General features: G+C 63.3%; 23 protein-coding genes. 16 read left to right on the forward strand and 7 right to left on the reverse strand.

Annotated features, from left to right (window positions below):
- Positions 1 to 19 precede the first annotated feature (19 nt).
- The 11 genes from FG13_RS26365 (at position 20) to FG13_RS26415 (ending at position 9,640) form a co-directional block, all read left to right on the forward strand.
- Complete coding sequence (locus FG13_RS26365; protein WP_035825847.1) at positions 20 to 1,225, forward strand: type II secretion system F family protein; 1,206 nt, start codon at positions 20 to 22, stop codon at positions 1,223 to 1,225.
- Positions 1,225 to 2,922 (forward strand): GspE/PulE family protein, encoded by a 1,698-nt coding sequence (locus tag FG13_RS26370; RefSeq protein ID WP_035828817.1) that lies wholly within the window; start codon positions 1,225 to 1,227, stop codon positions 2,920 to 2,922. The genes FG13_RS26365 and FG13_RS26370 overlap by 1 nt, the downstream gene beginning before the upstream one ends.
- The gene (locus tag FG13_RS26375; RefSeq protein ID WP_051959477.1) at positions 2,915 to 3,733 is read left to right on the forward strand and encodes a hypothetical protein; all 819 of its coding nucleotides are present in this window, start codon (positions 2,915 to 2,917) and stop codon (positions 3,731 to 3,733) included. The genes FG13_RS26370 and FG13_RS26375 overlap by 8 nt, the downstream gene beginning before the upstream one ends.
- On the forward strand, positions 3,730 to 4,278 hold the full coding sequence (locus FG13_RS26380; RefSeq protein ID WP_035825849.1) for a hypothetical protein: 549 nt from the start codon (positions 3,730 to 3,732) through the stop codon (positions 4,276 to 4,278). Before FG13_RS26375 ends, FG13_RS26380 begins: the two co-directional genes overlap by 4 nt.
- The gene (locus tag FG13_RS26385) at positions 4,275 to 4,847 is read left to right on the forward strand and encodes a hypothetical protein (RefSeq protein ID WP_035825851.1); all 573 of its coding nucleotides are present in this window, start codon (positions 4,275 to 4,277) and stop codon (positions 4,845 to 4,847) included. The genes FG13_RS26380 and FG13_RS26385 overlap by 4 nt, the downstream gene beginning before the upstream one ends.
- Positions 4,844 to 5,371 (forward strand): hypothetical protein, encoded by a 528-nt coding sequence (locus FG13_RS26390; RefSeq protein ID WP_035825853.1) that lies wholly within the window; start codon positions 4,844 to 4,846, stop codon positions 5,369 to 5,371. The genes FG13_RS26385 and FG13_RS26390 overlap by 4 nt, the downstream gene beginning before the upstream one ends.
- The gene (locus FG13_RS26395) at positions 5,371 to 7,401 is read left to right on the forward strand and encodes a secretin N-terminal domain-containing protein (protein ID WP_035825856.1); all 2,031 of its coding nucleotides are present in this window, start codon (positions 5,371 to 5,373) and stop codon (positions 7,399 to 7,401) included. The genes FG13_RS26390 and FG13_RS26395 overlap by 1 nt, the downstream gene beginning before the upstream one ends.
- Positions 7,398 to 7,889, forward strand: coding sequence for a type II secretion system protein (locus FG13_RS26400; protein WP_035825858.1), 492 nt, complete (start codon positions 7,398 to 7,400; stop codon positions 7,887 to 7,889). The genes FG13_RS26395 and FG13_RS26400 overlap by 4 nt, the downstream gene beginning before the upstream one ends.
- Positions 7,890 to 7,892: 3 nt before the next feature.
- The gene (locus FG13_RS26405; RefSeq protein WP_035825860.1) at positions 7,893 to 8,285 is read left to right on the forward strand and encodes a type II secretion system protein; all 393 of its coding nucleotides are present in this window, start codon (positions 7,893 to 7,895) and stop codon (positions 8,283 to 8,285) included.
- 5 nt (positions 8,286 to 8,290) lie between these two features.
- Entirely contained in the window at positions 8,291 to 8,923 is a 633-nt protein-coding gene (locus FG13_RS26410; RefSeq protein WP_035825864.1) for a type II secretion system protein, read from the forward strand.
- Between the two features lie 222 nt (positions 8,924 to 9,145).
- Positions 9,146 to 9,640, forward strand: a complete 495-nt coding sequence (locus FG13_RS26415) for an FxDxF family PEP-CTERM protein (protein ID WP_035825867.1) — start codon at positions 9,146 to 9,148, stop codon at positions 9,638 to 9,640.
- Between the two features lie 153 nt (positions 9,641 to 9,793).
- Here the strand turns inward: FG13_RS26415 and murJ are convergent, their stop codons facing one another.
- Positions 9,794 to 11,341, reverse strand: a complete 1,548-nt coding sequence (gene murJ, locus FG13_RS26420) for a murein biosynthesis integral membrane protein MurJ (protein ID WP_035825871.1) — start codon at positions 11,339 to 11,341, stop codon at positions 9,794 to 9,796.
- A 308-nt stretch (positions 11,342 to 11,649) separates the two neighbouring features.
- Here murJ and rpsT point away from each other — a divergent pair, with 308 nt between their 5' ends.
- Entirely contained in the window at positions 11,650 to 11,916 is a 267-nt protein-coding gene (gene rpsT / locus FG13_RS26425; protein ID WP_010395935.1) for a 30S ribosomal protein S20, read from the forward strand.
- A gap of 167 nt (positions 11,917 to 12,083) precedes the next feature.
- Here rpsT and FG13_RS26430 read toward each other — a convergent pair whose 3' ends face one another.
- The 3 genes from FG13_RS26430 to FG13_RS26440 form a co-directional block, all read right to left on the reverse strand.
- Positions 12,084 to 12,527: a DUF192 domain-containing protein gene (locus FG13_RS26430; protein ID WP_035825877.1), complete on the reverse strand. Its 444-nt coding sequence runs from the start codon at positions 12,525 to 12,527 to the stop codon at positions 12,084 to 12,086.
- A 132-nt stretch (positions 12,528 to 12,659) separates the two neighbouring features.
- Positions 12,660 to 12,986 (reverse strand): proteophosphoglycan 5, encoded by a 327-nt coding sequence (locus tag FG13_RS26435; protein WP_152598873.1) that lies wholly within the window; start codon positions 12,984 to 12,986, stop codon positions 12,660 to 12,662.
- A gap of 107 nt (positions 12,987 to 13,093) precedes the next feature.
- Positions 13,094 to 13,657 carry a pseudouridine synthase gene (locus FG13_RS26440; RefSeq protein WP_035825881.1) on the reverse strand — a complete coding sequence of 188 codons (564 nt, stop codon included), beginning with the start codon at positions 13,655 to 13,657 and terminating at the stop codon, positions 13,094 to 13,096.
- A 280-nt stretch (positions 13,658 to 13,937) separates the two neighbouring features.
- Between FG13_RS26440 and icd the strand changes: the two genes are divergently transcribed.
- The gene (gene icd, locus FG13_RS26445) at positions 13,938 to 15,191 is read left to right on the forward strand and encodes an NADP-dependent isocitrate dehydrogenase (protein WP_035825883.1); all 1,254 of its coding nucleotides are present in this window, start codon (positions 13,938 to 13,940) and stop codon (positions 15,189 to 15,191) included.
- Positions 15,192 to 15,280: 89 nt separating this feature from the next.
- Here icd and cspE read toward each other — a convergent pair whose 3' ends face one another.
- Entirely contained in the window at positions 15,281 to 15,484 is a 204-nt protein-coding gene (gene cspE / locus FG13_RS26450; protein WP_010395943.1) for a transcription antiterminator/RNA stability regulator CspE, read from the reverse strand.
- 321 nt (positions 15,485 to 15,805) lie between these two features.
- On the opposite strand from cspE, the gene clpS reads away from it, so the two are divergent.
- The 3 genes from clpS to FG13_RS26465 all read left to right on the forward strand — a co-directional run bounded on the left by clpS (position 15,806) and on the right by FG13_RS26465 (position 21,942).
- Entirely contained in the window at positions 15,806 to 16,108 is a 303-nt protein-coding gene (clpS, locus tag FG13_RS26455; RefSeq protein ID WP_034751577.1) for an ATP-dependent Clp protease adapter ClpS, read from the forward strand.
- Positions 16,105 to 18,405, forward strand: a complete 2,301-nt coding sequence (gene clpA / locus FG13_RS26460; RefSeq protein ID WP_035825884.1) for an ATP-dependent Clp protease ATP-binding subunit ClpA — start codon at positions 16,105 to 16,107, stop codon at positions 18,403 to 18,405. The genes clpS and clpA overlap by 4 nt, the downstream gene beginning before the upstream one ends.
- A 171-nt stretch (positions 18,406 to 18,576) precedes the next feature.
- Complete coding sequence (locus tag FG13_RS26465; RefSeq protein WP_035825886.1) at positions 18,577 to 21,942, forward strand: S41 family peptidase; 3,366 nt, start codon at positions 18,577 to 18,579, stop codon at positions 21,940 to 21,942.
- 5 nt (positions 21,943 to 21,947) lie between these two features.
- On the opposite strand, the gene FG13_RS26470 is transcribed toward FG13_RS26465, so the two are convergent.
- Both FG13_RS26470 and FG13_RS26475 read right to left on the reverse strand, forming a co-directional pair.
- On the reverse strand, positions 21,948 to 22,667 hold the full coding sequence (locus tag FG13_RS26470; protein ID WP_200880317.1) for a LytR/AlgR family response regulator transcription factor: 720 nt from the start codon (positions 22,665 to 22,667) through the stop codon (positions 21,948 to 21,950).
- Positions 22,664 to 23,710: a sensor histidine kinase gene (locus FG13_RS26475; RefSeq protein WP_035825889.1), complete on the reverse strand. Its 1,047-nt coding sequence runs from the start codon at positions 23,708 to 23,710 to the stop codon at positions 22,664 to 22,666. The genes FG13_RS26470 and FG13_RS26475 overlap by 4 nt, the downstream gene beginning before the upstream one ends.
- Between the last annotated feature and the right edge of the window lie 2 nt (positions 23,711 to 23,712).

Raw genomic sequence — 23,712 nt, forward strand, 5'->3', positions numbered from 1 at the left:
TTCCTACGGATAAGCCATCATGCAGTTCGAAGTACGCGCGCTTTCCACGGACCAGGCCGTAACTATCTTGCAGACGTGCGTGATCGACGGCCGCGACGAAGCCGACGCGCGCCGCCAGGCCGAGGCGCGCGGCCTGTTCGTCAGCGCCATCCGCCCGCTGCGGGCGACGCCGTTCAGCGCGGCCGGCCGCCAGCGCGCGCGGGCCTTGCCCCTGCTGCTGTTCAGCCAGGAATTGCTGGCGCTGCTGAACGCGGGCCTGGGCATCGTCGAAGGGCTGGAAGCCTTGCTGGAAAAGGAAGCGTCGCCGGCCACGCGCAGCGTGCTCACGCGCCTGCTGGAAGGTTTGCGCGAAGGCAAGCGCTTTTCCGCCGTGCTGGCAGAACAAGCGGAACTGTTTCCGCCCTTGTACATCGGCATCGTCAAGGCGGCAGAGGGCACGAGCGACTTGCCGCGCGCCTTGTCGCGCTACATCGACTACCAGCAGCGCATCGATACGGTGCGCAGTAAAATCGTCAGCGCCGCCATTTATCCCGCCATCCTGCTGGCCGTGGGCGGCGGCGTCAGCGCCTTCCTGATCAGCTATGTCGTGCCCCGTTTCGCCGAGGTCTACCAGGGCGCCGGGCGCAACTTGCCGTGGATGTCGCAAGTGATGCTCAGCTGGGGCCAGTTCGTCACCGAACACGGCGTGCTGCTGTTGCTCGGGCTGGCGCTGGCCGGCAGCGTCGTGTTCACTGCCGTGCGGCGCGTGCTGCGCCATGGCGGCGTGGCGCGCCTGCTGGCGAAGCTGCCCGGCATCGGCGAGCGCGTGCGCATCTATGAACTGTCGCGCTTGTACCTGACACTGGGCATGCTGGCCGAAGGCGGCATCACCATCGTGCAGGCGATCGCCACCGTGCAGGCGATGGTGTCGCCGGGCATGCAGGCGTCGTTGCAGCAGGCGCGCGGCGCCATCGAGGCGGGCCAGCCCCTGTCGTCGGCCTTTGAGCAGCATCGACTGACGACGCCGATTTCCCTGCGCATGCTGCGCGTGGGCGAGCGCACGGGCGACATGGGCCCCATGCTGACACAGTCTGCCGCCTTTTACGATGGCGAAATCAGCCGCTGGATCGACCGTTTTACGCGCACGTTCGAGCCGCTGCTGATGGCCGCCATCGGCCTGGTCGTGGGCGCCATCGTGATCCTGCTGTACATGCCCATCTTTGACCTTGCCGGCGATATTTCATGATGCAAACCGAAACCACCGTCGCCAGCGTGGCCATCGATCCTGCGCTGCTGCAGCGCGCGCGCATCCTGAGCCGGCAATCGAAGCGTAGCCTGGTCGAGGAATTGCAGCAGCTGAGCGGCATCGAGGCGCGCGCCGTGGTGCGCGCACTGGCGCGTCCGTTCGGCCTGGACGTGCTGGAAACGGCCGACATGCTGGCGCTGTCTCCCGCCTTCGACGTGCTGCCCCTGTCGCAGGCGCTGGCGCGCCACAGCGTGCTGCTGCGCGCCGCCGATGGCCAGCTGGTGGGCGTGATCGCCGACCCTTTCGACCTTGACCTGCAAACCTGGCTGAATGCGCGCGCGGGGCAGGGCGCCTTGACCGTGCGCCTGGCGCTGCAGGCCGACATCGGCGCCTATTTGTCGAAGCAGGAAGAATCGGCGCGCGCCGTCGACAGCCTGCTGCCCGGCGCCGCCACGGACGCGCGGCGCGACGGCAAGACGGCGGCCGTGCTGTCGTTTGCCAGCGTGTCGGAAGCGGCCAGCCCCGCCGTCAAGCTGGTCAACTCGACCCTGTATGACGCGCTCAAAGCAGGCGCCTCGGACATCCACCTGGAAAGCACGGCAGGCGGCCTGGCCGTCAAGTACCGGGTCGACGGCGTGCTCGATCACGCCACGTCCGTCAACGGCATCGAAGTGGCCGAACACATCATCTCGCGCCTGAAAGTGCTGGCCGAACTCGATATCGCCGAGCGCCGCGTGCCGCAGGACGGCAGCTTCCGCGTCGAATCGGGCGGACGCGAAATCGACTTGCGCGTCTCCATCATGCCCAGCATCCATGGCGAGGATGCCGTCATTCGTATCCTCGACAAGCGCGCCATGATCGAGGCCTACGGCGCCCTGACCCTGGAAGCGCTGGGTTTTGATGCGCCTTCGCTGGAAGCCTTGCGCGCGCTGGCGCAGGAAGCCTACGGCATGCTGCTCGTCACCGGTCCCACGGGTTCGGGCAAGACGACGACCCTGTACGCGGCGCTGACGGAAATCCATAACGGGCGCGAAAAGATCATCACCATCGAAGACCCCGTCGAATACCAGCTGCCCGGCATTTTGCAAATCCCCGTCAATGAAAAGAAGGGGCTGACCTTTGCCAAGGGCTTGCGCTCGATCCTGCGGCACGACCCCGACAAGATCATGGTGGGCGAGATCCGCGACCGTGAAACGGCGGAAATCGCCGTGCAATCGGCCCTCACGGGCCATTTGGTGCTGACCACCGTGCATGCGAATAATGTCTTCGACGTGTTCGGCCGTTTTACGCACATGGGCATCGACCCGTATGCGTTTGTTTCGGCCCTGAACGGCATCTGGGCGCAGCGCCTGATCCGCACCAACTGCCCCCATTGCGCCACCGATTACACGCCCGACGATGCGGAACTGGCCAGCGTGGGCCTGGCGCGCGCCGACGTTACGCAGTATCAATTCAAGCAGGGCAAGGGCTGTGGCGACTGCCGCGGCACGGGCTACAAGGGGCGCCGCTCGATCGCCGAAATCCTCGTGCTGACCGATGAAATCCGCGAACTGATCGTCGATAAAAAACCTATCCGCCAGATCAAGGCGGCCGCGTATGCGAACGGCACGCGCAGCCTGCGCCTGGCGGCGCTGGAACTGGTCAAGCGGGGCGCCACCACCATCACGGAAATCAAGAGGGTCACCCTGCATGCGTAGAGGTTTTGGACAAGCCCTGCGCCTGGGCGTGGCGGCGGGCAAGGTGAGCCTGTGGCGCAGCAGCCGCTGGCGCGCACCTGCCTGGACGCCGCTGGGCGAAGCCGCGTATGCGCCGGACGATGCGCCTCATGGCGACTTTGCCGCCCTGGGCCAGGCGCTGGAACAGATTTTGCCAGTTGGCCAATACGCGCGCTGGCCCTTGTCCGTGGTGCTCGACGATGCGCTGGCGCGCCTGTGGCAGGTGGACATGCCGCAAGGCGCCGCGCGCCTGGCCGACATCGAGGCGGCCGCCGCGCTGCGCTTTCAGTCGCTGTATGGCGATGCACCGGGTCTGTGGCGCAGCAGCGGCGCCTGGGATGCGCGCGCGCCGTTTTTCTGCGCCGTGCCGCGCGCACTGCTGGCGCAGCTGACCCGCGTGGCGGCCGAACGCAAGCTGGCATTGATCTTTATCACGCCGCAATTCGCGCGCCACTGGAACCGCTGGCACGGCGCGCTGAAGCCGGGCGCCTGGTTTGGCCAGCTGCAGGAGCACGTCCTGACCCTGGGCGTGCGGCACGAGGGCCGTCTGCGCGCCGTGCGCGCGCTGCCCGTGCCGCCTGGCGCTGCCAGGGACTGGCTGGCGCAGACTCTGGCGCGCGAGGCGTTGCTGCAAGGCGTGCCCGCACCGGCGCTGCTGCAGTTGTGCGGCGCGGCGCCAGCGGGCTGGCTGACGCCGGCGCAAGCGTTCCATTGCCAGGCTTTTTCCGCGCCGGATGGCGAAGGCGTTTTGTCGCCGGCGGCCCGGCTGGCGCATAGCGGAGGCGTGGCATGACGCGCCTCGATATCGATTTTGCGCCGCCCAACTGGCGCCGCAGCCTGCACCGCGTACCCGTCTGGGCGTGGTGCATCGGTGCGCTGGGCGCGGTGCTGGCCGTCACGGCCGCGTACAGCGGCAGCGCCGCGCTGCAGCGCCAGCAGGCAAGCGAGGCGCAGTTGCAGCGCGCGCAGCAGCGCGTGCTGGCCGCCACGCAGGGGCCGGTGAGCGCACCGCAGACACCGATCGCACCGGCGCAGGCGGCAGCCGTGAATGCGGCCATTCTGCAATTGAATCTGCCATGGCGCGACCTGCAGGATGCGCTGGCCAGCGCCACGCCGCCCGCCATCGCGCTGCTGGCGCTGGAGCCGGATGCGCGCAAGCGCGTGCTGAAGATCACGGCCGAGACGACCAGTAGCGACGCCATGGTGGCCTACATCGCGCAACTGAAGCGGCAGGAGCTGTTCGGCACGCGCGTGCAGCTGCTGCGCCATGAAATTAATGCGCTCGATCCGAACAAACCCCTGCGCTTCCAGCTCGAAGCGCGCTGGGGCACGCCATGATGGCCATCGACCTCGCAATCGTGCGCCTGCGCGCGCAACTGCTGCTGCGCCGCCTGGGTGCGCCCGCCTGCCTGGCCGTGGCCTTGCTCGCGCTGGGCGTGGCAGCCTGGGCGTGGGCCTGGCAGCAGCGCGCCGTGGCGGCGCAACTGGAAGCGCGGCCCTTGCCGCGGCCAGTGCTGGCCGTCGCCATCGCGGCGCCGCCGGCGACGGCCAGCGAGAACCTGGCGCGCTTTTATGCCGCCCTGGGACAGCAGCGCCACGCGGAGCAGCAAGTCAAGCAGCTGTTCGACCTGGCCGCGAAAAACGGCTTGCTGCTGGCGCAGGGTGAATACAAGAGTGGCTACGACAAGGCCAGCAGGGTCGCGACATACCAGGTGAGCTTGCCGCTGAAAGGCAGTTATGCGGCCGTGTCGCAGTTCGCGCTGCAAGCGCTGCGCGCCGTTCCCTTTGCTTCGCTCGACGAACTGAGTTTCCGCCGCGAGCAGATCGCCGATACGCAACTCGAAGCGCGCTTGCGCCTGACCTTTTATCTGACCGATACGCCTGGCGATGCGGGAGAGGCGCCATGACGCCGCGCCATCGTCTCATGCTGGCCGGCGTGCTGGGCGCGGGCGCCTTGCTGCTGTTCGGCGAGCGCCAGCCCGTGGCCGAGGTGGCCGAGGCGGTGGAGCGTGCCGTCGCGCCCGCGCGCCATGCTGCCGCCAAGGCGCCAGCCGCGCAGCCGGCCATCCTGGTGCTGCTGCCGCGCAGCGAAGTGGCGGGCGAGGATGGCGACACCTTTGGCGGCGCCGATGGCGCTGGCGCTGTCTTCCAGAGCCAGAACTGGAATCCGCCGCCGAAAATAGCGGTGACGGCCGCGCCCCCGCCGCCCCCGCCGATGGCGCCGCCGCTGCCCTTCGTCTACCTGGGCAAGGCGGCCGCCGATGGCGCCTGGGAAGTCTTTTTGTCGCGCGCCGACAAGACGTATATCGTGCGCGCCCATACCGTCATCGATGGCGCCTACAAGGTCGTGACGATCGCGCCGCCCGTCATGACGCTCACTTATCTGCCGTTGAACCAGGTTCAGCAGCTCAACATTGGAGTTTCCGAGTGATGCCTCGTTCCTTTTCATCGGCGCTGCTGCCGGTAATGCTGGTGCTGCTGTCCGGCTGCGCTGGGCAGCAAGCCTACCGCGACGGGCGCGAGCTGATTGCGCAAGATCAGGTGCCGGCCGGCCTGCAAAAGCTGCAGGAAGCGCTACAGCAAGACCCTGGCAATGCGCAATACCGCAGCGCCTATCTACAGGCGCGCGAGCGGGCGACCGGCAACCGCTTGCAGCAGGCCGAGCGCCAGGCGCAGGCGGGGCAGGGCGAGCTGGCGCGTGCTTCCTTCATGAGTGTGCTGGAAATCGATGCGCAGAACGAGCGCGCCAACAGCGGCTTGCGCGCGCTCGAGCGCGCGCAGCGCCAGGGGAAATTGCTGGCCGACGCACGCACGGCGTTTGATGCAAAACAATACGACCCCGCGCGCCAGCGCCTGAACGCCATCCTGACGGAGCAGCCGAACCATGCGGGCGCGCGTGCGCTGCTGCGCGAGGTCGATGAAAAGACGGCGCCGCCCGTCGTTGAATCGGGCCTGGCCAAGTCGTACAAGCAGCCGATCACCATCGAGTTTCGCGACGCGCCCTTGAAACAGGTGTTCGAGCTGATCGCGCGCCGTTCCGGCCTCAATTTCGTCTTCGACAAGGACGTCAAGGCGGATGCGAAAACGTCGATCTTCCTGAAAAACAGCACGGTGGAATCGGCCGTCTACTTCCTGCTGGTGACGAACCAGCTGGAACAGCAGGTGATGGATGCGAACACGATTCTGATTTACCCGAACGTGGCGGCAAAATTGAAGGAGTACCAGGAAGTGCTGGTAAAGACCTTCTTCCTGGCGAACGCGGATGCCAAACAGGTGGCCAACACGCTCAAGACCATTTTGAAGACGCGCGACGTGGTGGCCGATGAAAAACTCAATCTCGTCATCGTGCGCGACACGCCCGAGGCGATCCGCCTGGCCGAGCGCCTGATCGCGCTGCAGGACGTGCCGGAGGCGGAGGTCGTGCTGGAACTGGAAATCCTCGAAGTCAAGCGCAGCCGCCTGATGGAGCTGGGCGTGGCCTGGCCATCGAGCCTGACCCTGACGCCGCTTTCCACCTCGGGCGGGATCGGGCTGACCATCAACGACCTGAATAATCTGAACCAGCGCACCATTGGCGTGAGCAACCTGGCCGTGACGGCAAACGCCAACAAGACGGATGGCGACGCGAACATTCTGGCCAACCCGCGCATCCGCGTGCGCAACCGTGAAAAGGCGAAATTCGTCATCGGCGACAGGGTACCCGTGGTGACCACCACCATTTCGCCGGGCACGGGCGGCTTCGCGTCCGAGTCGGTCAGCTACCTGGACGTGGGCCTGACGGTGAACGCCGAGCCGACCATCTATTTGAACAATGAAGTGGGCATTCGCATTTCGCTGGAAGTGAGCAACCTGGGGGCGGCCACCACCACCCGCAGCGGCTCGACCCTGTACCAGATTGGCACGCGCCAGGCGTCGACCATGCTGCAATTGAAGGATGGCGAAAACCAGGTACTGGCGGGCCTGATCAACAATGAAGAGCGCAGCTCGGGCAACAAGGTGCCGGGCCTGGGCGACATCCCCGTGCTGGGACGGCTGTTCGGCAGCAGCAAGGACGATAGCCAGAAGACGGAAATCGTGCTGTCGATCACGCCGCACCTGGTGCGCACGGTGCAGCGTCCGGAAGCGAAGGAGTCGGAGTTTTCCGCTGGCACCGAGGGCAGCTTCCGCCGCCGGCCCGACATGGCGGCCAAGGCGCCCACGCAGATGCCGGGCACGGTGATCGTGCGTTCCGGCCCGTCGGCCGTCGGCATGCAGCCGGCGCCGGCGCAGCCGATGATGGCGCCCGGCCAGGTGCCAGCGGCCTTGCCGCAGAGCGTGCCGGCGCCGGACGTGGCGCCGTCGCCCGAGCCGGCCGCCTCTCCCTTGCCGATACCGGCTGGCCAGCCCGTGCCGCTGCAGGCGGCGCCTTTGCCGTTCTCGTCCAGCCAGCCGGTGCCGGTGGCGCCGCCTCCCGCCAAATGAGACTGGCGCAAGCGCAAGGCGGGCAAGGCGGCTTCACCCTGATCGAGCTGCTGGTGACCCTGGCCATCCTGGGCGTGCTGGCCACCCTGGTGATCCCCGTCACGCAGGTGACGGTGCAGCGGCGCCAGGAGCAGGAGCTGCGGCGCGCGCTGCGCGAGATCCGCCAGGGGCTCGACGCCTATAAACGGGCCGGCGACGAGGGCCGCGTCCTGCGCGCGCCCGACGTCAGCGGCTATCCGAAAAGCCTGGAACTGCTGGTCGAGGGCGTGCCGGACCAGCGCAACCCGAAGCGCAGCAAGCTGTTTTTCCTGCGCCGCGTGCCGCGCGACCCGTTCAATGCGGATGCTGGCCTCAGCGATGCGCAAACGTGGGGCAAGCGCAGCTACGCCAGCGAGGCGGCCGAACCGCGCGAAGGCGACGATGTCTACGATGTGTACTCGACTTCCAACAATACCGGCCTGAACAACGTGCCTTACCGTTTATGGTGAACCATGCCCGTCCATGACCGCGCCGCCCGCCCGCGCGGCTTTACCCTGATCGAGTTGCTGGTGGTGCTAGGCATCGTGGCGCTGCTGCTGACCCTGGCCGTGCCCCGCTATTTTCCCAGCCTCGACAAGGCGAAGGAAACCGTGCTGGCCGATAACTTGCGCAACCTGCGCGCGACCATCGACCAGTTCCACGGCGATACGGGCCGTTATCCCGATACGCTGGAGCAACTGGTGGAAAAGAAATATCTGCGCGCCATGCCCATCGATCCCATCACGGACAGCGACAGCAGCTGGCTCATCGTGCCGCCACCCGACGACACGCCGGGCCAGGTGTATGACGTGAAGAGCGGCGCGCCCGGCAAGGACCGCAGCGGCACGCCGTTCGCCGACTGGTAGCGGCCATGCACCGTCCTGCGCGCCGCCAGCGTGGTTTCACTTATCTGGGCCTGATCATCGTGGTGGCCATCCTGGGCCTCGTGGGGGCGGCCGGGCTGAAGATTGGTTCCCTGCTGCAGCGCCAGGCGGCCGAGCAGGAATTGCTCGACATCGGCGCGCAGTTTGTCGATGCGCTGCAGAGTTACGCGGGCGCCACGCCAGCCGGCCAGCCGCAGCAGCCGCCGAGCCTGGCCGCCTTGCTGCGCGACCCCCGCTTTCCGCAGGTGCGCCGGCATTTGCGCAAGCTGTATGTGGACCCCATCACGGGACGCGCCGAGTGGGGCTTGCTGTACCAGCCCGGCCGTCAGGGCATCATCGGCGTGCATAGCCTGTCGTCGTCCGCGCCTTTGAAAGTGGGCAATTTTGACGCCCGCTTCACCGGTTTTGAAGGCAGGTCGCGCTTGTCCGAGTGGCAGTTTGTCGCTGGCGGGCCCGTGCCGCCGGCGGGACTGGCCCTGGTGCCGGCAGACGCCGCCGCTCCGCCTGCCTTGTTTCCACCGCCACAAGCTGCCGCGCCAGCGTCCGAACCGGTACCGCCCGAGGTGGTGGAGCCGGAGGAAGAGAGCGGCGCAGAACAAGAAGCGCGCAATGCGCTTTAACCATAAGTCAACAACGAAGTATCCAAGGGCAACTATTTTCACCTGGAAATTCATCTTGACTCATAACCATTTCATAGAGGAAATACTTTCAATAAATGAAATTTCAATAAAATAATTACAAGTAATTTAATGTCTTTATGCTACCATTCTGCCTGGTACTTTCAGTACTAAAGCGATGGCTGGCCCACTTGGCGGCCATAAATTACTTTTAAGGGATAATTTATGAAATTGAAATTTATCGCGGCAGGCATTCTGGCTGCAGCATCGTTCAGCGCATCGGCGGCCACTTACAATCTGGGTATCCTGGATCCGAGCGGCTTCGATACGCGGGCATCGATCACCACCAATTTCGCCGCCAATTCGGTGGTCGATGATTTGTGGACCTTCAAGCTGCTGACTCCATCGTCGACCTCGTTTGGCGCCTTGCAAACGTTTTCCGTTGCCGAAGGCGCGATCAGCAACTTCGCCGCCACACTGGTGGGTTATGGCGACCTGACCCTGACGTCGGTGGCCGGTATCCAGAGCCTGAGCTGGGCCGGTTCCCTGGCTGCGGGCAACTACGAGGTGCGTGTGTCGGGCTTGAGCGGTTTGCAAAATGGCCAGTACGTGGGCACGGTCTCCGCCTTGCCCGTGCCGGAACCGGAAACCTACGGCATGCTGCTGGGCGGCCTGGCGCTGGTCGGCTTCGCGGCCCGCCGCGCCCGCAAAGCTGCCTGATTTTCGTTGGTCAGAATGACAAAACCCGCCGAGGCGGGTTTTTTTGTTTCTTGTTACGTGTGCGATTGCGACAACATGGGCAGGACTAGGCGCCAAGTCGAAGACAGTACGCTAGTACGGCGAGACGCAGGCAACAACGTCCTGCGCATGTTGTTACGCGTGGCGCTTGAAATCGCGGAAGCGGAAGCCAACGAGGAACAAGGTGGCAAAGTAGGCCACGCCGCACAGGGCCACCACCAGGGCCAGCGCGCCGGCCCGCAACAGCGGATGGGCTTGCATGGCGATCCAGTCGATGCGCATGGCGCCAGCATACGCCACGCCGCCCATCACGATGAGTGCCGGCAGCAGGCGCAGGAAGAACTTGGCCCAGCCCGGTTTCGGCTGGTAGATGCCGCGCTTGCGCAAGCCCCAATAGAGAAAAGTGGCGTTCAGACAGGCGCCCAGGCCGATCGACAGGGCCAGGCCGGCCACGGCGATGTAGGGCACGAACAGCAGATTCATCAGCTGCGTGGCGATCAGCACGCCGATGGCGATTTTCACGGGCGTGCGGATGTCCTGGCGCGCATAAAACGCGGGCGCCAGGGTTTTTACCAAGATGATGCCGATCAGGCCCAGGCTGTAGGCCACCAGCGGCTGCGTCGACATGGTCACGGATTCGGCCGTAAATTTGCCGTAATGGAAGAGGGTGGCGATCAGCGGCGTGGCAAGGGTTGCCATGCCCACGGCGGCGGGCAGGGCCAGCAGGAACGTCAAACGCAAGCCCCAGTCCAGCAGGGCCGAGTATTCCGTCTTGTCGCCATCCACGTTCGCCTTCGACAGGCTGGGCAGCAAGATGGTGCCCAGGGCCACGCCCAGCATGGCGGTCGGAAACTCCATCAGGCGGTCCGCATACGACAGCCAGGAAATGCTGCCCTCCGTCAGGCGCGACGCGATGCTCGTGTTGATCATCAGGCTGATCTGCGCTGCCGAGACGGCGAACACGGCCGGCCCCATCTTCTTCAGCACGCGGCGCACGCCGCCGTCGGACAGGCCGATGGCGGGATTGATCGACAGGCGCGGCAGCATGCCGATCTTGATCAGCGCGGGAATCTGGATCGCCACTTGCAGCAGGCCACCGGCGAACACGGCAATGGCCATGGCGTAGATCGGCTGCTCCAGATGGGGCGCGAGAAACAGCGAGGCGGCGATGAACGACAGGTTCAGCAGCACCGGCGTGAACGCGGGAATCTTGAATTCGCGCCAGGTATTCAAGATGCCGCCGGCCAGGGCCACGAAGGACATGCAAGTAATATAGGGGAACATCAACCGCGTCATCCACACGGCCGCGTCAAAGGCGCCCGGATCCTTGGACAGGCCCGTGGCGATCGCGTAGACGAACCACGGCGCGCCGACGATGCCGATGGCGGACACGAGCAAGGTGGCCCAGACCAGGGTGGTGGCCACATGGTCGGCCAGTTGCTTGCTCGCTTCCTGGCCATGCTGGTTCTTGTATTCAGACAAGATCGGCACGAAGGCTTGCGAGAACGCGCCCTCGGCAAACAATCGGCGCAACAGGTTGGGGATGCGGAAGGCAACAATGAAGGCGTCCGTGTAGGCGCCGGCGCCAAAGGCGCGCGCGAACAGGCTTTCGCGCAATAATCCGGTTACACGGGACAGCATGGTCATGCTGGAAATGGCGGCGAGGGTTTTAAGCAAGTTCATGGGGGCAGATTATAGCCGGGCGCGGTACCGGCAAACGCTTAAAATATGGTAACAAGCGGGTAACAAGCGCCGCCTATTCGCCCTTGCCAGGCCCATTTTCACGTGTTTTTGGCGTGACACACGGTTTTTTGATTTGCCCCCGCTTGAAAATATCGCTATAATCGAAGGCTGTACAGAATTCTGTTACGCAGACACTAATGTTTGACAGGCACTGGTTTGGCACACATGGTTCGGCAGACGCACAGAACGCACCGGTTGGCAAACACTAATGTTTGCAAACGCACTTTGACCCTGTTTTAGGAAATTCCATGGCAAATACCGCACAAGCGCGCAAACGCGCTCGTCAAGCAGTTAAGCAAAACGCACACAATTCGTCCCAACGTTCGACCTTGCGCACGGCTATCAAAGCTGCTCGCAAAGCGATCCAGGGCGGCGACAAGGCAGCTGCTGCTGCAATCTTCCAAGCATCCGTGTCGACCATCGACCGTATCGCTGACAAGAAGATCATCCACAAAAACAAGGCAGCTCGCCATAAGAGCCGTCTGGCAGCTGCTTTGAAAGCACTGTCCGCTTAATATTCGCCAGCAGGCAAGCCACCACGGTGGCCTTGCCTGTGCCGGTACGCTGGCACTGGTTGAAAAGCAAAAACCCGCAGATTCATTCTGGCGGGTTTTTTCGCGTTCTTTTTCGCGCTTTCTCGCGCTTTCTCGCGGCCGTGTCCGCAATGGACAGCGGCCACCGCCTAGCGCGCGGCCGGCAAGTTGCCGATGCTCATGCCTGGCTTGATGTTCTTTTGCTTGAACCAGCCCAGATGCATTTCCAGCGCATAGCGCACGGGCACGGTCTTCGTCGAGCAATGGCTGTCGAGCGTGTGCGGCTGCATGTCTTCGATGTTGACGATCTTGCCGCCGGCATCGATAAAGGCGACGGACAGGGGCAGCGGCGTGTTTTTCATCCACATGCATTGCGTCGATGGATTGCCAAAGACGAACAGCATGCCCGCATTGGCCTCCATTTTTTCACGGTACATCAAACCCTGTTCGCGCTGCGCTTCCGTGGCGGCCACTTCCGCCTGGATCAAGTGCATGCCAGCCGACAGTTGCACGCTCTTTGTTTGCGCTTGGGCAATGCCGGCGCAGGCCAGCAGGGCGGTGGACAGGATCAGACGGCGTAGGGAATTTTTCATGGGGGCGTGACGGTGGCTGCGAAGCGGCGATTAAGCCATGCTGGCGGCTGCCTGGTCAAGCATGCTGCCTGTCCGCACCGAAAGCGTGGGGTTACAGCAACATGGCTGCTGCCGTAACCCCGGGAACTGCACTTACTTCACGGGCTTGCCAGCTTCAGCGGCCGGCTGCTTCGTCTTGCGTGCCTGGGGAATCAGGCGTGGCGCATCGGTCGCGGCCGAAGCCTTGGTTGATGCGCCGGAACGCGCCGCATCCGTCGCGGCCGAAGCGTTGACGGTGGCCGAGGCCGGCGGCGCCGGCTTGACGGCGTCGGTGGCGGCCGACGCATGGCTGGCAGCCGAGGCGGGTGGCGGCTTGACGGCATCGGTCGCGGCGGAAGCGTGCACCTTGGCGCCCGATTGCGCCAGTGCGGCGCCAGCAAACAGGGTAGCGGCCAGGGCCAGGATTACTTTTTTCATCATCTTTCCTTTTCTGTCATGTTAAGGTGGGATGATTTTAATGCATTATCTAAAAATAAATAGTGCTTATTGGCAAAATTCGACGCCGCGGCTGTTTTTTCTTGTCCAGCTCACGCTTTTCCTATGTTCTCGGCCGGCACTTCGCACCATTCGCCGGGCAGCAAGGGATGGCTGGCCAGCGAGAACGGGCCGATGGCGCTGCGCACCAGGCGCAGGGTGGGCAGGCCGACGGCCGCCGTCATGCGCCGCACTTGCCGGTTTTTTCCCTCTTTTAAAGTGATTGCCAGCCACGCGGTGGGCTTGTCGGCGCGCGCGCGGATGGGCGGATTGCGGGGCCACAGCCAGTCCGGCTCGGCGATGCGCACGGCCTTGCATGGCTTGGTGATGAAGTCGCCCAGGTCCAGCGGCGCCTGCAGGCGCGCCAGGCTGGCCGCGTCGGGCACGCCGTCCACCTGCACCAGGTAGGTTTTCGCTTCCTTGCGGTCCGGGTGGCTGATCTCGTGCTGCAGGCGGCCATCGTCCGTCAGCAGCAGCAAGCCTTCGCTGTCGGCGTCGAGCCGGCCGGCCGGGTAGATGCCGGGGATGGTGAGATGGTCGGCCAGGGTGGTGCGGCCATCCTGCGGCGAAAACTGGCACAGGACCTGGAATGGTTTATTGAAGAGGATGAGTGGCATGCTGGATAAATTGATGCAAACGATGGTGGCTGCTGGTCGGCGCCGCAAAAGCGTGGCGCCCTGTAAGATACTGGTGCATAATGTGAAACGTTAGTCTTATGTCTTATAGAAGACTATGGCGCTGCGGTTCTTTGGCGACGCGGATGGTCCGGGTGTTCTTTCCCTGCTAAAGTGCGTTGTTGCCGCCTTGTTCGGACTTGTTTTTGTAAACTCTGCAATCGCAGAGCGCGTCGCCGGCCTGTGTTGCCCGCCAGCGGTGTGTCCCACTTCGGAGATCACGATGTATCAACATATCACTGTACCTGCTGACGGCCAAAAAATCACCGTCAACGCCGATTTTTCGCTGAATGTACCAGATAATCCCATCGTTCCCTTCATTGAAGGCGATGGCACGGGCATCGACATCAGCCCGGTCATGATCAAGGTGATCGACGCTGCCGTGGCCAAGGCCTACGGCGGCGCGCGCAAGATCAGCTGGATGGAAATCTATGCGGGCGAAAAATCGACGAATGTGTACGGCCCCGACGTGTGGCTGCCGGAAGAAACCCTGCAAGTACTCAAAGATTACGTCGTTTCCATCAAGGGTCCGCTGACGACACCCGTCGGCGGCGGCATCCGCTCGCTGAACGTGGCCTTGCGCCAGCAGCTCGATCTGTACGTCTGCCTGCGTCCCGTGCGCTACTTTACGGGTGTGCCGTCGCCAGTGAAAGAGCCGGAAAAGACGGATATGGTGATTTTCCGCGAAAACTCGGAAGATATCTACGCCGGCATCGAGTACCAGCAAGGCTCGCCCGAAGCCAAGAAATTGATGGATTTCCTCGTCAATGAAATGGGCGTGACGAAAATTCGCTTCCCGGCCACGTCGGGCCTGGGCATCAAGCCCGTCTCCATCGAAGGCACGGAGCGCCTGGTGCGCAAGGCCATCCAGTACGCGATCGACAATGACAAGCCATCCGTGACGATCGTGCACAAAGGCAACATCATGAAGTATACGGAAGGCGGCTTCCGCGACTGGGCGTATGCGCTGGCGCAAAAGGAATTCGGCGCCGAGCTGATCGATGGCGGTCCATGGTGCAAGTTCAAGAACCCGAAGACGGGCCGCGATATCATCGTCAAGGATTCCATCGCTGACGCGTTCCTGCAACAGATTTTGCTGCGTCCGGCTGAATACAGCGTCATCGCCACCCTGAATTTGAACGGCGATTACATTTCCGACGCGCTGGCGGCGCAAGTGGGCGGCATCGGCATCGCGCCGGGCGCCAACCTGTCGGACTCCGTCGCCATGTTCGAAGCGACGCACGGCACGGCGCCGAAGTACGCGGGCAAGGATTATGTGAACCCCGGTTCCTTGATTTTGTCGGCGGAAATGATGCTGCGCCACATGGGCTGGCTGGAAGCGGCGGACTTGGTCATTTCCTCGATGCAAAAATCGATCGCCTCGAAGCGCGTCACCTATGACTTCGCCCGTCTGATGGAAGGCGCCACGCAAGTGTCGTGTTCGGGTTTTGGCGCCGTGATGATCGAGCACATGTAATAGAAGGGCAGGGTGTTGCGCACCCTGCGGGCAAAAAAAAACCCCGCTTCAAGGAAACGGGGTTTTTCACATCTGAGGGCCGGCGATGCTTAGGCTGCTTGGATGTTGGAAGCTTGCTTGCCTTTAGGGCCTTGCGTGACTTCGAATTGAACTTTTTGACCTTCTTTGAGGGTCTTGAAACCGTTCATGTTGATTGCGGAGAAATGAGCAAACAAATCTTCGCCGCCATCATCTGGAGTGATGAAGCCAAAACCTTTGGAATCATTGAACCACTTAACTGTACCTGTTGCCATAAAAAGAACTTTCAAAATTAAAACAAATCACACGAGCCATAAAAGCAAGAAGCTTCTTGCCCCCTCCTCGACGTCTCACTTCTTATCAAGCTGTACATTACTGCAACAGTCGATACAGCATTGTTGGCGGAATAAATAATGAAGTCAAGCGCTTTTCCATCGATATTGCCAAATTCTTCACGGCAACCAAAAAAGCAACTCTTGATTTTGACGGCAAGGTCGCCATCTGCGCACTATTAAGAAAACGCGTAAGATTGAAAACAATTGGAAAGGCGTAGATATTGCGCATGACAACCACTGTGAAAGCATTAGAATAAGCGTATGGCAACCAAGCACGACACAGAAACCCTGCTGGAGCGGCAAGTGCTGAAGCCGCCACCGCTCTACCAGGTAGCCTTGCTCAATGACGACTACACCCCGATGGAATTCGTGGTGGCCATCATTCAGGAGTATTTCAACAAGGACCGTGAAACGGCGACGCAAATCATGCTCAGTGTTCATCGCTACGGCAAAGGAGTGTGCGGCGTGTTCTCTAAAGATATAGCGTGTACCAAAGTGGAGTTCGTTTTAACGCATGCGCGCAAGGCGGGGCACCCCCTGCAGTGCGTGATGGAGGAAGTATGATTGCGCAGGAATTAGAAGTAAGTTTGCACATGGCGTTTGTCGAAGCTCGGCAGGCACGGCACGAATTCATCACGGTTGAGCATTTACTGCTGGCACTGCTGGACAATCCCTCCGCTGCCGAGGTGTTGCGTGCCTGCGCGGTCAATATAGAGGACCTGCGCAAGACCCTCACCAATTTCATCGGCGATAACACGCCGACCGTGCCTGGCACGGGCGAAGTCGACACCCAGCCGACGCTTGGTTTCCAGCGCGTGATCCAGCGTGCCATCATGCACGTCCAGTCCGCCTCGAATGGCAAGAAGGAAGTCACGGGCGCCAATGTGCTGGTGGCCATCTTCGGCGAAAAGGATTCGCATGCGGTCTACTACCTGCACCAGCAGGGCGTGACGCGCCTGGACGTGGTCAATTTCATTTCGCACGGCGTGCGCAAGGACCAGTCGACGGAAAGCGCGAAAGCCTCCGAAGGCGTGGAAGAAGCGCCCGTCGATGGCCAGCCGAAGGAAAGTCCGCTCGACCAGTTCACGCAAAACCTGAACAAGGCCGCTGCCGAAGGCAAGATCGACCCGCTGATCGGGCGCGAGGAAGAAGTCGACCGCGTGATCCAGATCCTGTGCCGTCGCCGCAAGAACAATCCGCTGCTGGTCGGCGAGGCGGGCGTGGGCAAGACGGCCATCGCCGAAGGCCTCGCTTACCGCATCACGCAAAGCGATGTGCCGGAAATCCTGCAGAATGCCGTCGTGTATTCGCTGGACATGGGCGCCTTGCTGGCCGGTACCAAATACCGCGGCGACTTCGAACAGCGCCTGAAGGCTGTGCTAAAGCAGCTGAAGGACAATCCGAACGGCATCCTGTTCATCGACGAAATCCACACCATCATCGGTGCGGGTTCGGCGTCGGGCGGCACCCTCGATGCGTCCAACCTGCTGAAACCGGCACTGGCGAATGGTCAATTGAAATGCATCGGCGCGACCACGTACACGGAATTCCGCGGCGTGTTCGAGAAAGACCATGCGCTCTCCCGCCGCTTCCAGAAAGTGGACGTCAACGAGCCGACCGTCGAGCAAACCGTGCAAATCTTGCGCGGCCTCAAATCGCGCTTCGAAGAGCACCATGGCGTGAAATACTCGGCCTCGGCCCTGTCGACGGCGGCCGAACTGGCGGCGCGCTTCATCAACGACCGCCATCTGCCCGACAAGGCGATCGACGTCATCGATGAAGCGGGCGCGGCGCAGCGCATCCTGCCGAAGTCGAAGCAAAAGAAAACCATCGGCAAGGCCGAGATCGAGGACATCATCGCCAAGATCGCGCGCATTCCGCCGCAAACGGTCAACCAGGACGACCGCAGCAAGCTGCAGACGATCGACCGCGACTTGCGCAATGTCGTGTTCGGGCAAGATCCCGCCATCGACGCGCTGGCGTCGGCCATCAAGATGGCGCGTGCGGGCCTGGGCAAGACGGACAAGCCGATCGGTTCCTTCCTGTTCTCCGGTCCGACCGGCGTCGGCAAGACCGAAGTGGCGAAACAGCTGGCTTTCATCCTCGGTATCGAGCTGATCCGTTTCGACATGTCGGAATACATGGAACGCCATGCCGTGTCGCGCCTGATCGGTGCGCCGCCGGGCTATGTTGGTTTCGACCAGGGCGGCTTGCTGACGGAAGCGATCACCAAGAAGCCGCATGCGGTCTTGCTGCTCGATGAAATTGAAAAAGCCCATCCGGACATTTTCAATATCCTGCTGCAAGTGATGGATCACGGCACCTTGACGGACAACAATGGCCGCAAAGCCGATTTCCGCAACGTGATCATCATCATGACGACCAATGCGGGCGCGGAAAGCTTGCAAAAGACGTCGATCGGCTTCACCAACTCGAAGCAGGCTGGCGACGAGATGGCCGACATCAAGCGCATGTTTACGCCGGAGTTCCGCAACCGCATCGACGCGACCATCAGCTTCCGCTCGCTGGACCAGGAAATCATCCTGCGCGTGGTCGACAAGTTCCTGATGCAGCTGGAAGAGCAGTTGCACGAGAAAAAGGTCGAAGCCGTGTTTACCGAGAAGCTGCGTGCTTTCCTCGGCAAGAAAGGTTTCGATCCGCTCATGGGGGCGCGTCCGATGGCACGTTTGATCCAGGACATGATCCGCAAGGCCCTGGCCGACGAACTGTTGTTCGGCCGCCTGGTCACCGGTGGACGTGTCACGGTCGACCTTGACGACAAGGACCAGGTCTTGCTGGAATTCCCGGAACCGCCAGACGCGGCGCCGACGGCAGCACCGGAAACGGTGGAAGTGGAATAAGCTTCCTGCAGTCAACGAAAAACCCGCCCACGCAAGTGGCGCGGGTTTTTTTCGTTTTTATGGGCAATAAAGAAGGTTTTAAGAAGGTTTTCTTTGGTCATAGTTATGCCAGAATTGCTATCCGGTATCGACATGGTGTCCATACCGCCTGACCGCCATCTGGATGTCCACATGAAAATTTCCCGTACTCTCGCCTTCCTGTTGTTTTCCGCCGGCTTGCTGGGTAACGCCGCCGCTGCCGCTGTTGCCGCCGCGCCTGCCGGCAGCTATTTCCGCTTTCCCGCCGTGCGCGGCGATACCGTCGTCTTCACGGCCGAAGGCGATTTGTGGAAAAGCAATCTGCGCGGTGGCGCGGCGCAGCGCCTGACCACGCATCCCGGCTATGAAACGAACGCGGCGATTTCGCGCGACGGCCAGTGGATTGCCTTTTCCGCCGCCTACGAAGGGGCGCAGGAAGCGTATGTGATGCCGCTGGCCGGCGGCTTGCCGCGCCGTATTTCGTATGACAATGGCGGCGTGCTGGTGCTGGGCTGGACGGCGCAGGGCGAGGTGCTGGTCAGCACGCAAAATACGGATGGCCCCGCTTCGCGCCGCATCGTCGCCGCCATCGATCCCGTGAAACAGACGCGCCGCGTGTTTCCCGTGGCCGACGCCAACGACGCCGTGCTCGACGACTCTGGCAAGACGCTGTTCTTCACGCGTTTTGGCCTGGCCATGACCAACGACAATGTGCGCAACTACCGGGGCGGCGCGCATGCGACCCTGTGGCGCTATGACCTCGATGGCAAGGGCGAGGCCGTGCGCATGCATGCGGAGCCTGCCGTGTTGACGGGCAACAACAAGCGCCCCATGTGGTGGCAAGGTAGAGTCTATTACATCAGCGACGAGGGCGGCAGCGACAATCTGTGGAGCATGCTGCCGGACGGCTCCGACCGCCGCGCCTTGACGACCCACACGCAGTGGGACGTGCGCAATGCGCAGCTGGGCGACGGCAAGATCGTGTATCAACTGGGTGCGGACCTGCAAGTGCTGGACCTGGCGGCAGGGACGGACTCGTCGCCATTGCCGATCAGCCTCGTGTCCGACTTCGACCAGCAGCGCGCGCGCCAGATCCGCTCGCCACTGGACACCCTCTCCAATGTGCAGGTGTCGGGCAAGGATGAGCGCATCATCCTCACCGCCCGCGGCAAGGTCAGCATCGCCGGCACGGGCAGTTTGCGCCGAGTCGATATCGCCATTCCCGAAGGGGCGCGGGCGCGCGACGCCGTCTTTTCCAGCGACGAGAAATCCGTCTTCGCCATCGTCGACACGAGCGGCGAGAATGAGATCTGGAAGTACGCCGCCGATGGCTCGGGCAAGGGCGAGCAGCTGACGACGCAGGGAGATAACCATCGCTGGAAACTGTATCCATCGCCGGACGGGCGCTGGCTGGCGCACACGGACAAAAAGGGCCGTTTCTGGCTGCTGGACCTGGCGACCAGGGGCAACCAGCTGATCGACGACGCGGGCAAGGCGGGCGTGGACAAGCATGACGAAGTGCAATGGTCGCCCGACAGCCATAACCTGGCCATCGTGCGCGTGGCCAGCAACGAGCAGCGCGAGCAGATCGGCCTGTACAACCTCGCGTCGAAGCAGTTGCAATTCGTCACCAGCGACCGTTATACGTCCGGTTCGCCCGTGTTTTCGCCCGACGGCAAGTGGTTGTATTTCATGTCGGCGCGCAATTTCCAGCTGGCCAACGGCTCGCCGTGGGGTGATCGCAACATGGGCCCCGTGTTCGACAAGCGCATCGGCGTATATGCGCTGGCGCTGCAGCCGGGCAATCGTTTCCCGTTCCAGCCCGACGATGAGCTGAGCCGTCCGGGAGTGAAACCGGCCGAGACGGATGGTGAAAAGGCGGCCGAACAGGCGGCGGAAAAAGCATTGGAAAAGGCCGGCGGCAAGGGCGCCGTGAAAAAGGCGCCAGCCGCCTTGCCTGCCATCGTCAGCCAGGGCCTGGCCGAGCGCCTGTATGAAGTGCCGCTGGCGGCGGGCAATTACAGCGCGCTGGCCGCTGACGACAAGCGCCTGTATTTCCTGGAACGGGAAAGTGGCGAGAACAAGTCCAGCCTGAAGACCTTGGCGATTGGCAATACCGGCTCCAAGCCGGAACTGCTGGTGGCCAATGTGCGCGAATTCGACCTGGCGCAGGATAAAAAGCATCTGTATTACCGTACTGCGGCCGCCACCGGGCCGGGCGAGATGCTGGTGATCGAGGCGGGCGCCAAGCTGCCGGCGGACCTGTCGAAGGCCAAGGTCAAGGTCGACGACTGGACGTTCGTGTCGAATCCGCGCCTGGAATGGAAGCAGATGTTCAACGATGCGTGGCGTTTGCACCGCGACTTCCTGTACGACGCGAAGATGCGCGGCGTGAACTGGAAGGCGGCGCGCGACAAATATGCGCCGCTGGTCGAGCGGGTCACGGACCGTGCCGAACTCAATGATGTACTCGGCATGATGGTGGCCGAAGTGGGCGCCCTGCATTCGCAGATACGTCCCGGCGAATTGCGCCGCACGGAGCAGGAAGGCACGCCGGCGGGCCTCGGTGCCGTGCTGGCGCGCACCGGCGAGGGCTACCGGGTCGAACATGTCTACCGCAGCGAAGCGGAATTGCCCTCGGCGCGCGCGCCGCTGTCGCGCCCCGACGTGGACGTGAAGGCGGGCGACGTGATCACGGCAGTCAACGGCAAGGACGTGCTGGCCGCGCGCGACATCAGCGACCTGCTGTTGAACCAGGCCGACAAGCAGGTGCTGCTGCAGGTCAAACGGAGTAATGGAAAAGGGGGCGGGCCGCGCGCCGTCATCGTCACGCCCGTGAACATGGCGAAACAGACGGCGCTGCGTTATGGCGACTGGGAATTGAGCCGCGCCGAGCAGGTGGCGGCCGCTTCGCAGGGGCGCATCGGCTACCTGCATCTGCGCGCCATGGGCGCCAATGACATCGCCTCGTTCGCGCGCGACTTTTACGCCAACATCAACCGCGAAGGCTTGATCATCGACGTGCGGCGCAATAACGGCGGCAATATCGACAGCTGGATCATCGAAAAGCTGCTGCGCAAGGCCTGGGCCTACTGGGCGCCGCCGGGTGTGCAGCCGTCGTCGAACATGCAGAACACTTTCCGCGGCCATTTGGTGGTGCTGGTCGATGAACTCACGTATTCGGATGGCGAGACTTTTGCCGCCGGCATCAAGGCATTGAAACTGGCGCCGCTGGTGGGCAAGCGCACGGCCGGCGCCGGCGTCTGGCTCAGCGACAATACGCGCCTGGCCGACAACGGCATGGCGCGCGTGGCGGAAAACGGCCAGTTCGGCATCGACGGCCAGTGGCTGATCGAAGGCGTGGGCGTGGTGCCGGACGTCGAGGTGGAAAACCCGCCGCACGCCACCTTCAATGGCGCCGACCGCCAGCTGGAAGTGGCGCTCGACATGCTGGCGAAAAAGCTCAAGGAGCAGCCGCGCCCCGCTTTCCAGGCGCAGCCGATTCCCGCGCTGAAGTAGTTCCGCTACAGGCCGCAGGCGGCCTTGAACTGCTGCGCGCGGCGGCGCGACACCTCGACCACGCTGCCGTCCTGCAGGTGCAGGGCTAGGCCATCGGCGGCATTTGGCGCCAGCCGCGCCACCTGCGCCAGGTTGACGATCTGGCGCCGGTTGGCGCGCAGGAACAGGGCAGGATCGAGCTTTTCTTCCAGCTGGTTCAGGGTGCGCAGCATCAGCGGCCGCTGTGCGCCGAAATGCACGCGCGTGTAGTTGCCTTCCGATTCCAGCAGGCGGATATCGTCAAACGCCACGAACCAGCAGCGCTCCCCATCCTTGATGAAGACTTTGCGCGGCGCGGGCGGCGGCACGGCTTGCGCCCGCGCGCCGGCGCGCACCAGCGCTGTGGCCAGGCGCGCCGCCTGCACGGGTTTTTGCAGGTAGTCGAGGGCGCTGACCTCGAACGCCTGCAGCGCGTACTGGTCGAAGGCCGTGCAAAAGATGACGTCCGGCGCATCATCGAGCGCGGCAAGCAGGTCGAAGCCGGAGCCGCCCGGCATCTGCACGTCGAGCAGCAGCAGGTCGGGGCGCAGCTTGCCGATCTGCGCGACGGCATCGGCCGCGCTGGCCGCCTCGCCCACGATCTCCACGGCGCCTTGCTGCACATGCGGCGCCAGCAGCCTTCGCAGCTCGGCGCGCGCCAGGCGCTCGTCATCGACCAGCATTACCTTCAGCGGCGATCCGTTCATGCCGGCTCCGGCAAGTCGATGGTGGCATATACCCAGCCCGCCTGCTGGCGCAGTTCCAGGCTGGCGCGCTCGCCGCAGGCCAGCTGCAGGCGCTGGCGCGCATTGCGCAGGCCGATGCCGGTGGAGCCGGATGCGCCGCGCAGCTCACCCGTATTGGCCACCTCGATCCGCAGCATGTCCGTGTCGGCGCCGCGCCGCGCCGCGATGCGGATGTCGCCGCCCTCGGCGCTCGCTTCGACGCCGTATTTGACGGCGTTTTCCACCAGCGTTTGCAGGGCCATGGGCGGCACGTGCGCGTGCTCCAGGCCGGGGAGGATGTCGAAGCTGACGCGCAGGCGTTCCTCGAAGCGACTCTGTTCGATGGCCAGGTAGGCGCGCACGGCATCCAGTTCGGCCGTCAGCGGCACCGTGGCGTGCTGGCTGGACTGCAGCGCGTGGCGCATCAGGCCGGCCAGCTGGTCGATCATGTGCGCGGCCGCTTCGCGGTCTTCGAAGATCAGTGCGCGCACGCTATTGAGGCTGTTGAAGAAGAAATGCGGATTGACTTGCGCCTGCAGGGCGCGCAACTGAGCGTCCTTGGCCAGCACTTCCAGGCGCAGCGCCTCGGCCTCGAAGCGGCTGGCGCGGCGCAGCGACAGCGCGGTGAAGTAGAACACCGTCCAGGTCAGGAATACCCCGAACCAGAACAGCAGGGCGCCGGGCAGCCAGGCGATGCCGCGAATGGTGTGCGGCGGATACATGACGTGGAAGGCGCTCGCCACGCTGGCCGTCTGGATGGCGGCCAGCACGATCAGCGATGGCACGATGCGTGTCCAGCGCAGACCGTTGGCCGCCCAGCCGCGCCGCTGCAGGACGCCATGCCACAGGTGCGACAGCAGCAGCCCGCCCAGCGAGCCCCAGCCGGCAATCGTCACGACGATGCGCAGCTGCGTGGAGCCGCCATACACGCTGTTGAACAGGGTGAGCGCGCCCCAGCCGGCCAGCTGGAAGGTCCAGTACCAGTTGATCCTGGCCAGCAGCGGCCGTTGCAAGGGCGTGTTCATCG

The sequence above is a fragment of the Janthinobacterium sp. RA13 genome (genome assembly GCF_000745325.1).
Classification (GTDB): Bacteria; Pseudomonadota; Gammaproteobacteria; order Burkholderiales; family Burkholderiaceae_D; genus Janthinobacterium; species Janthinobacterium rivuli.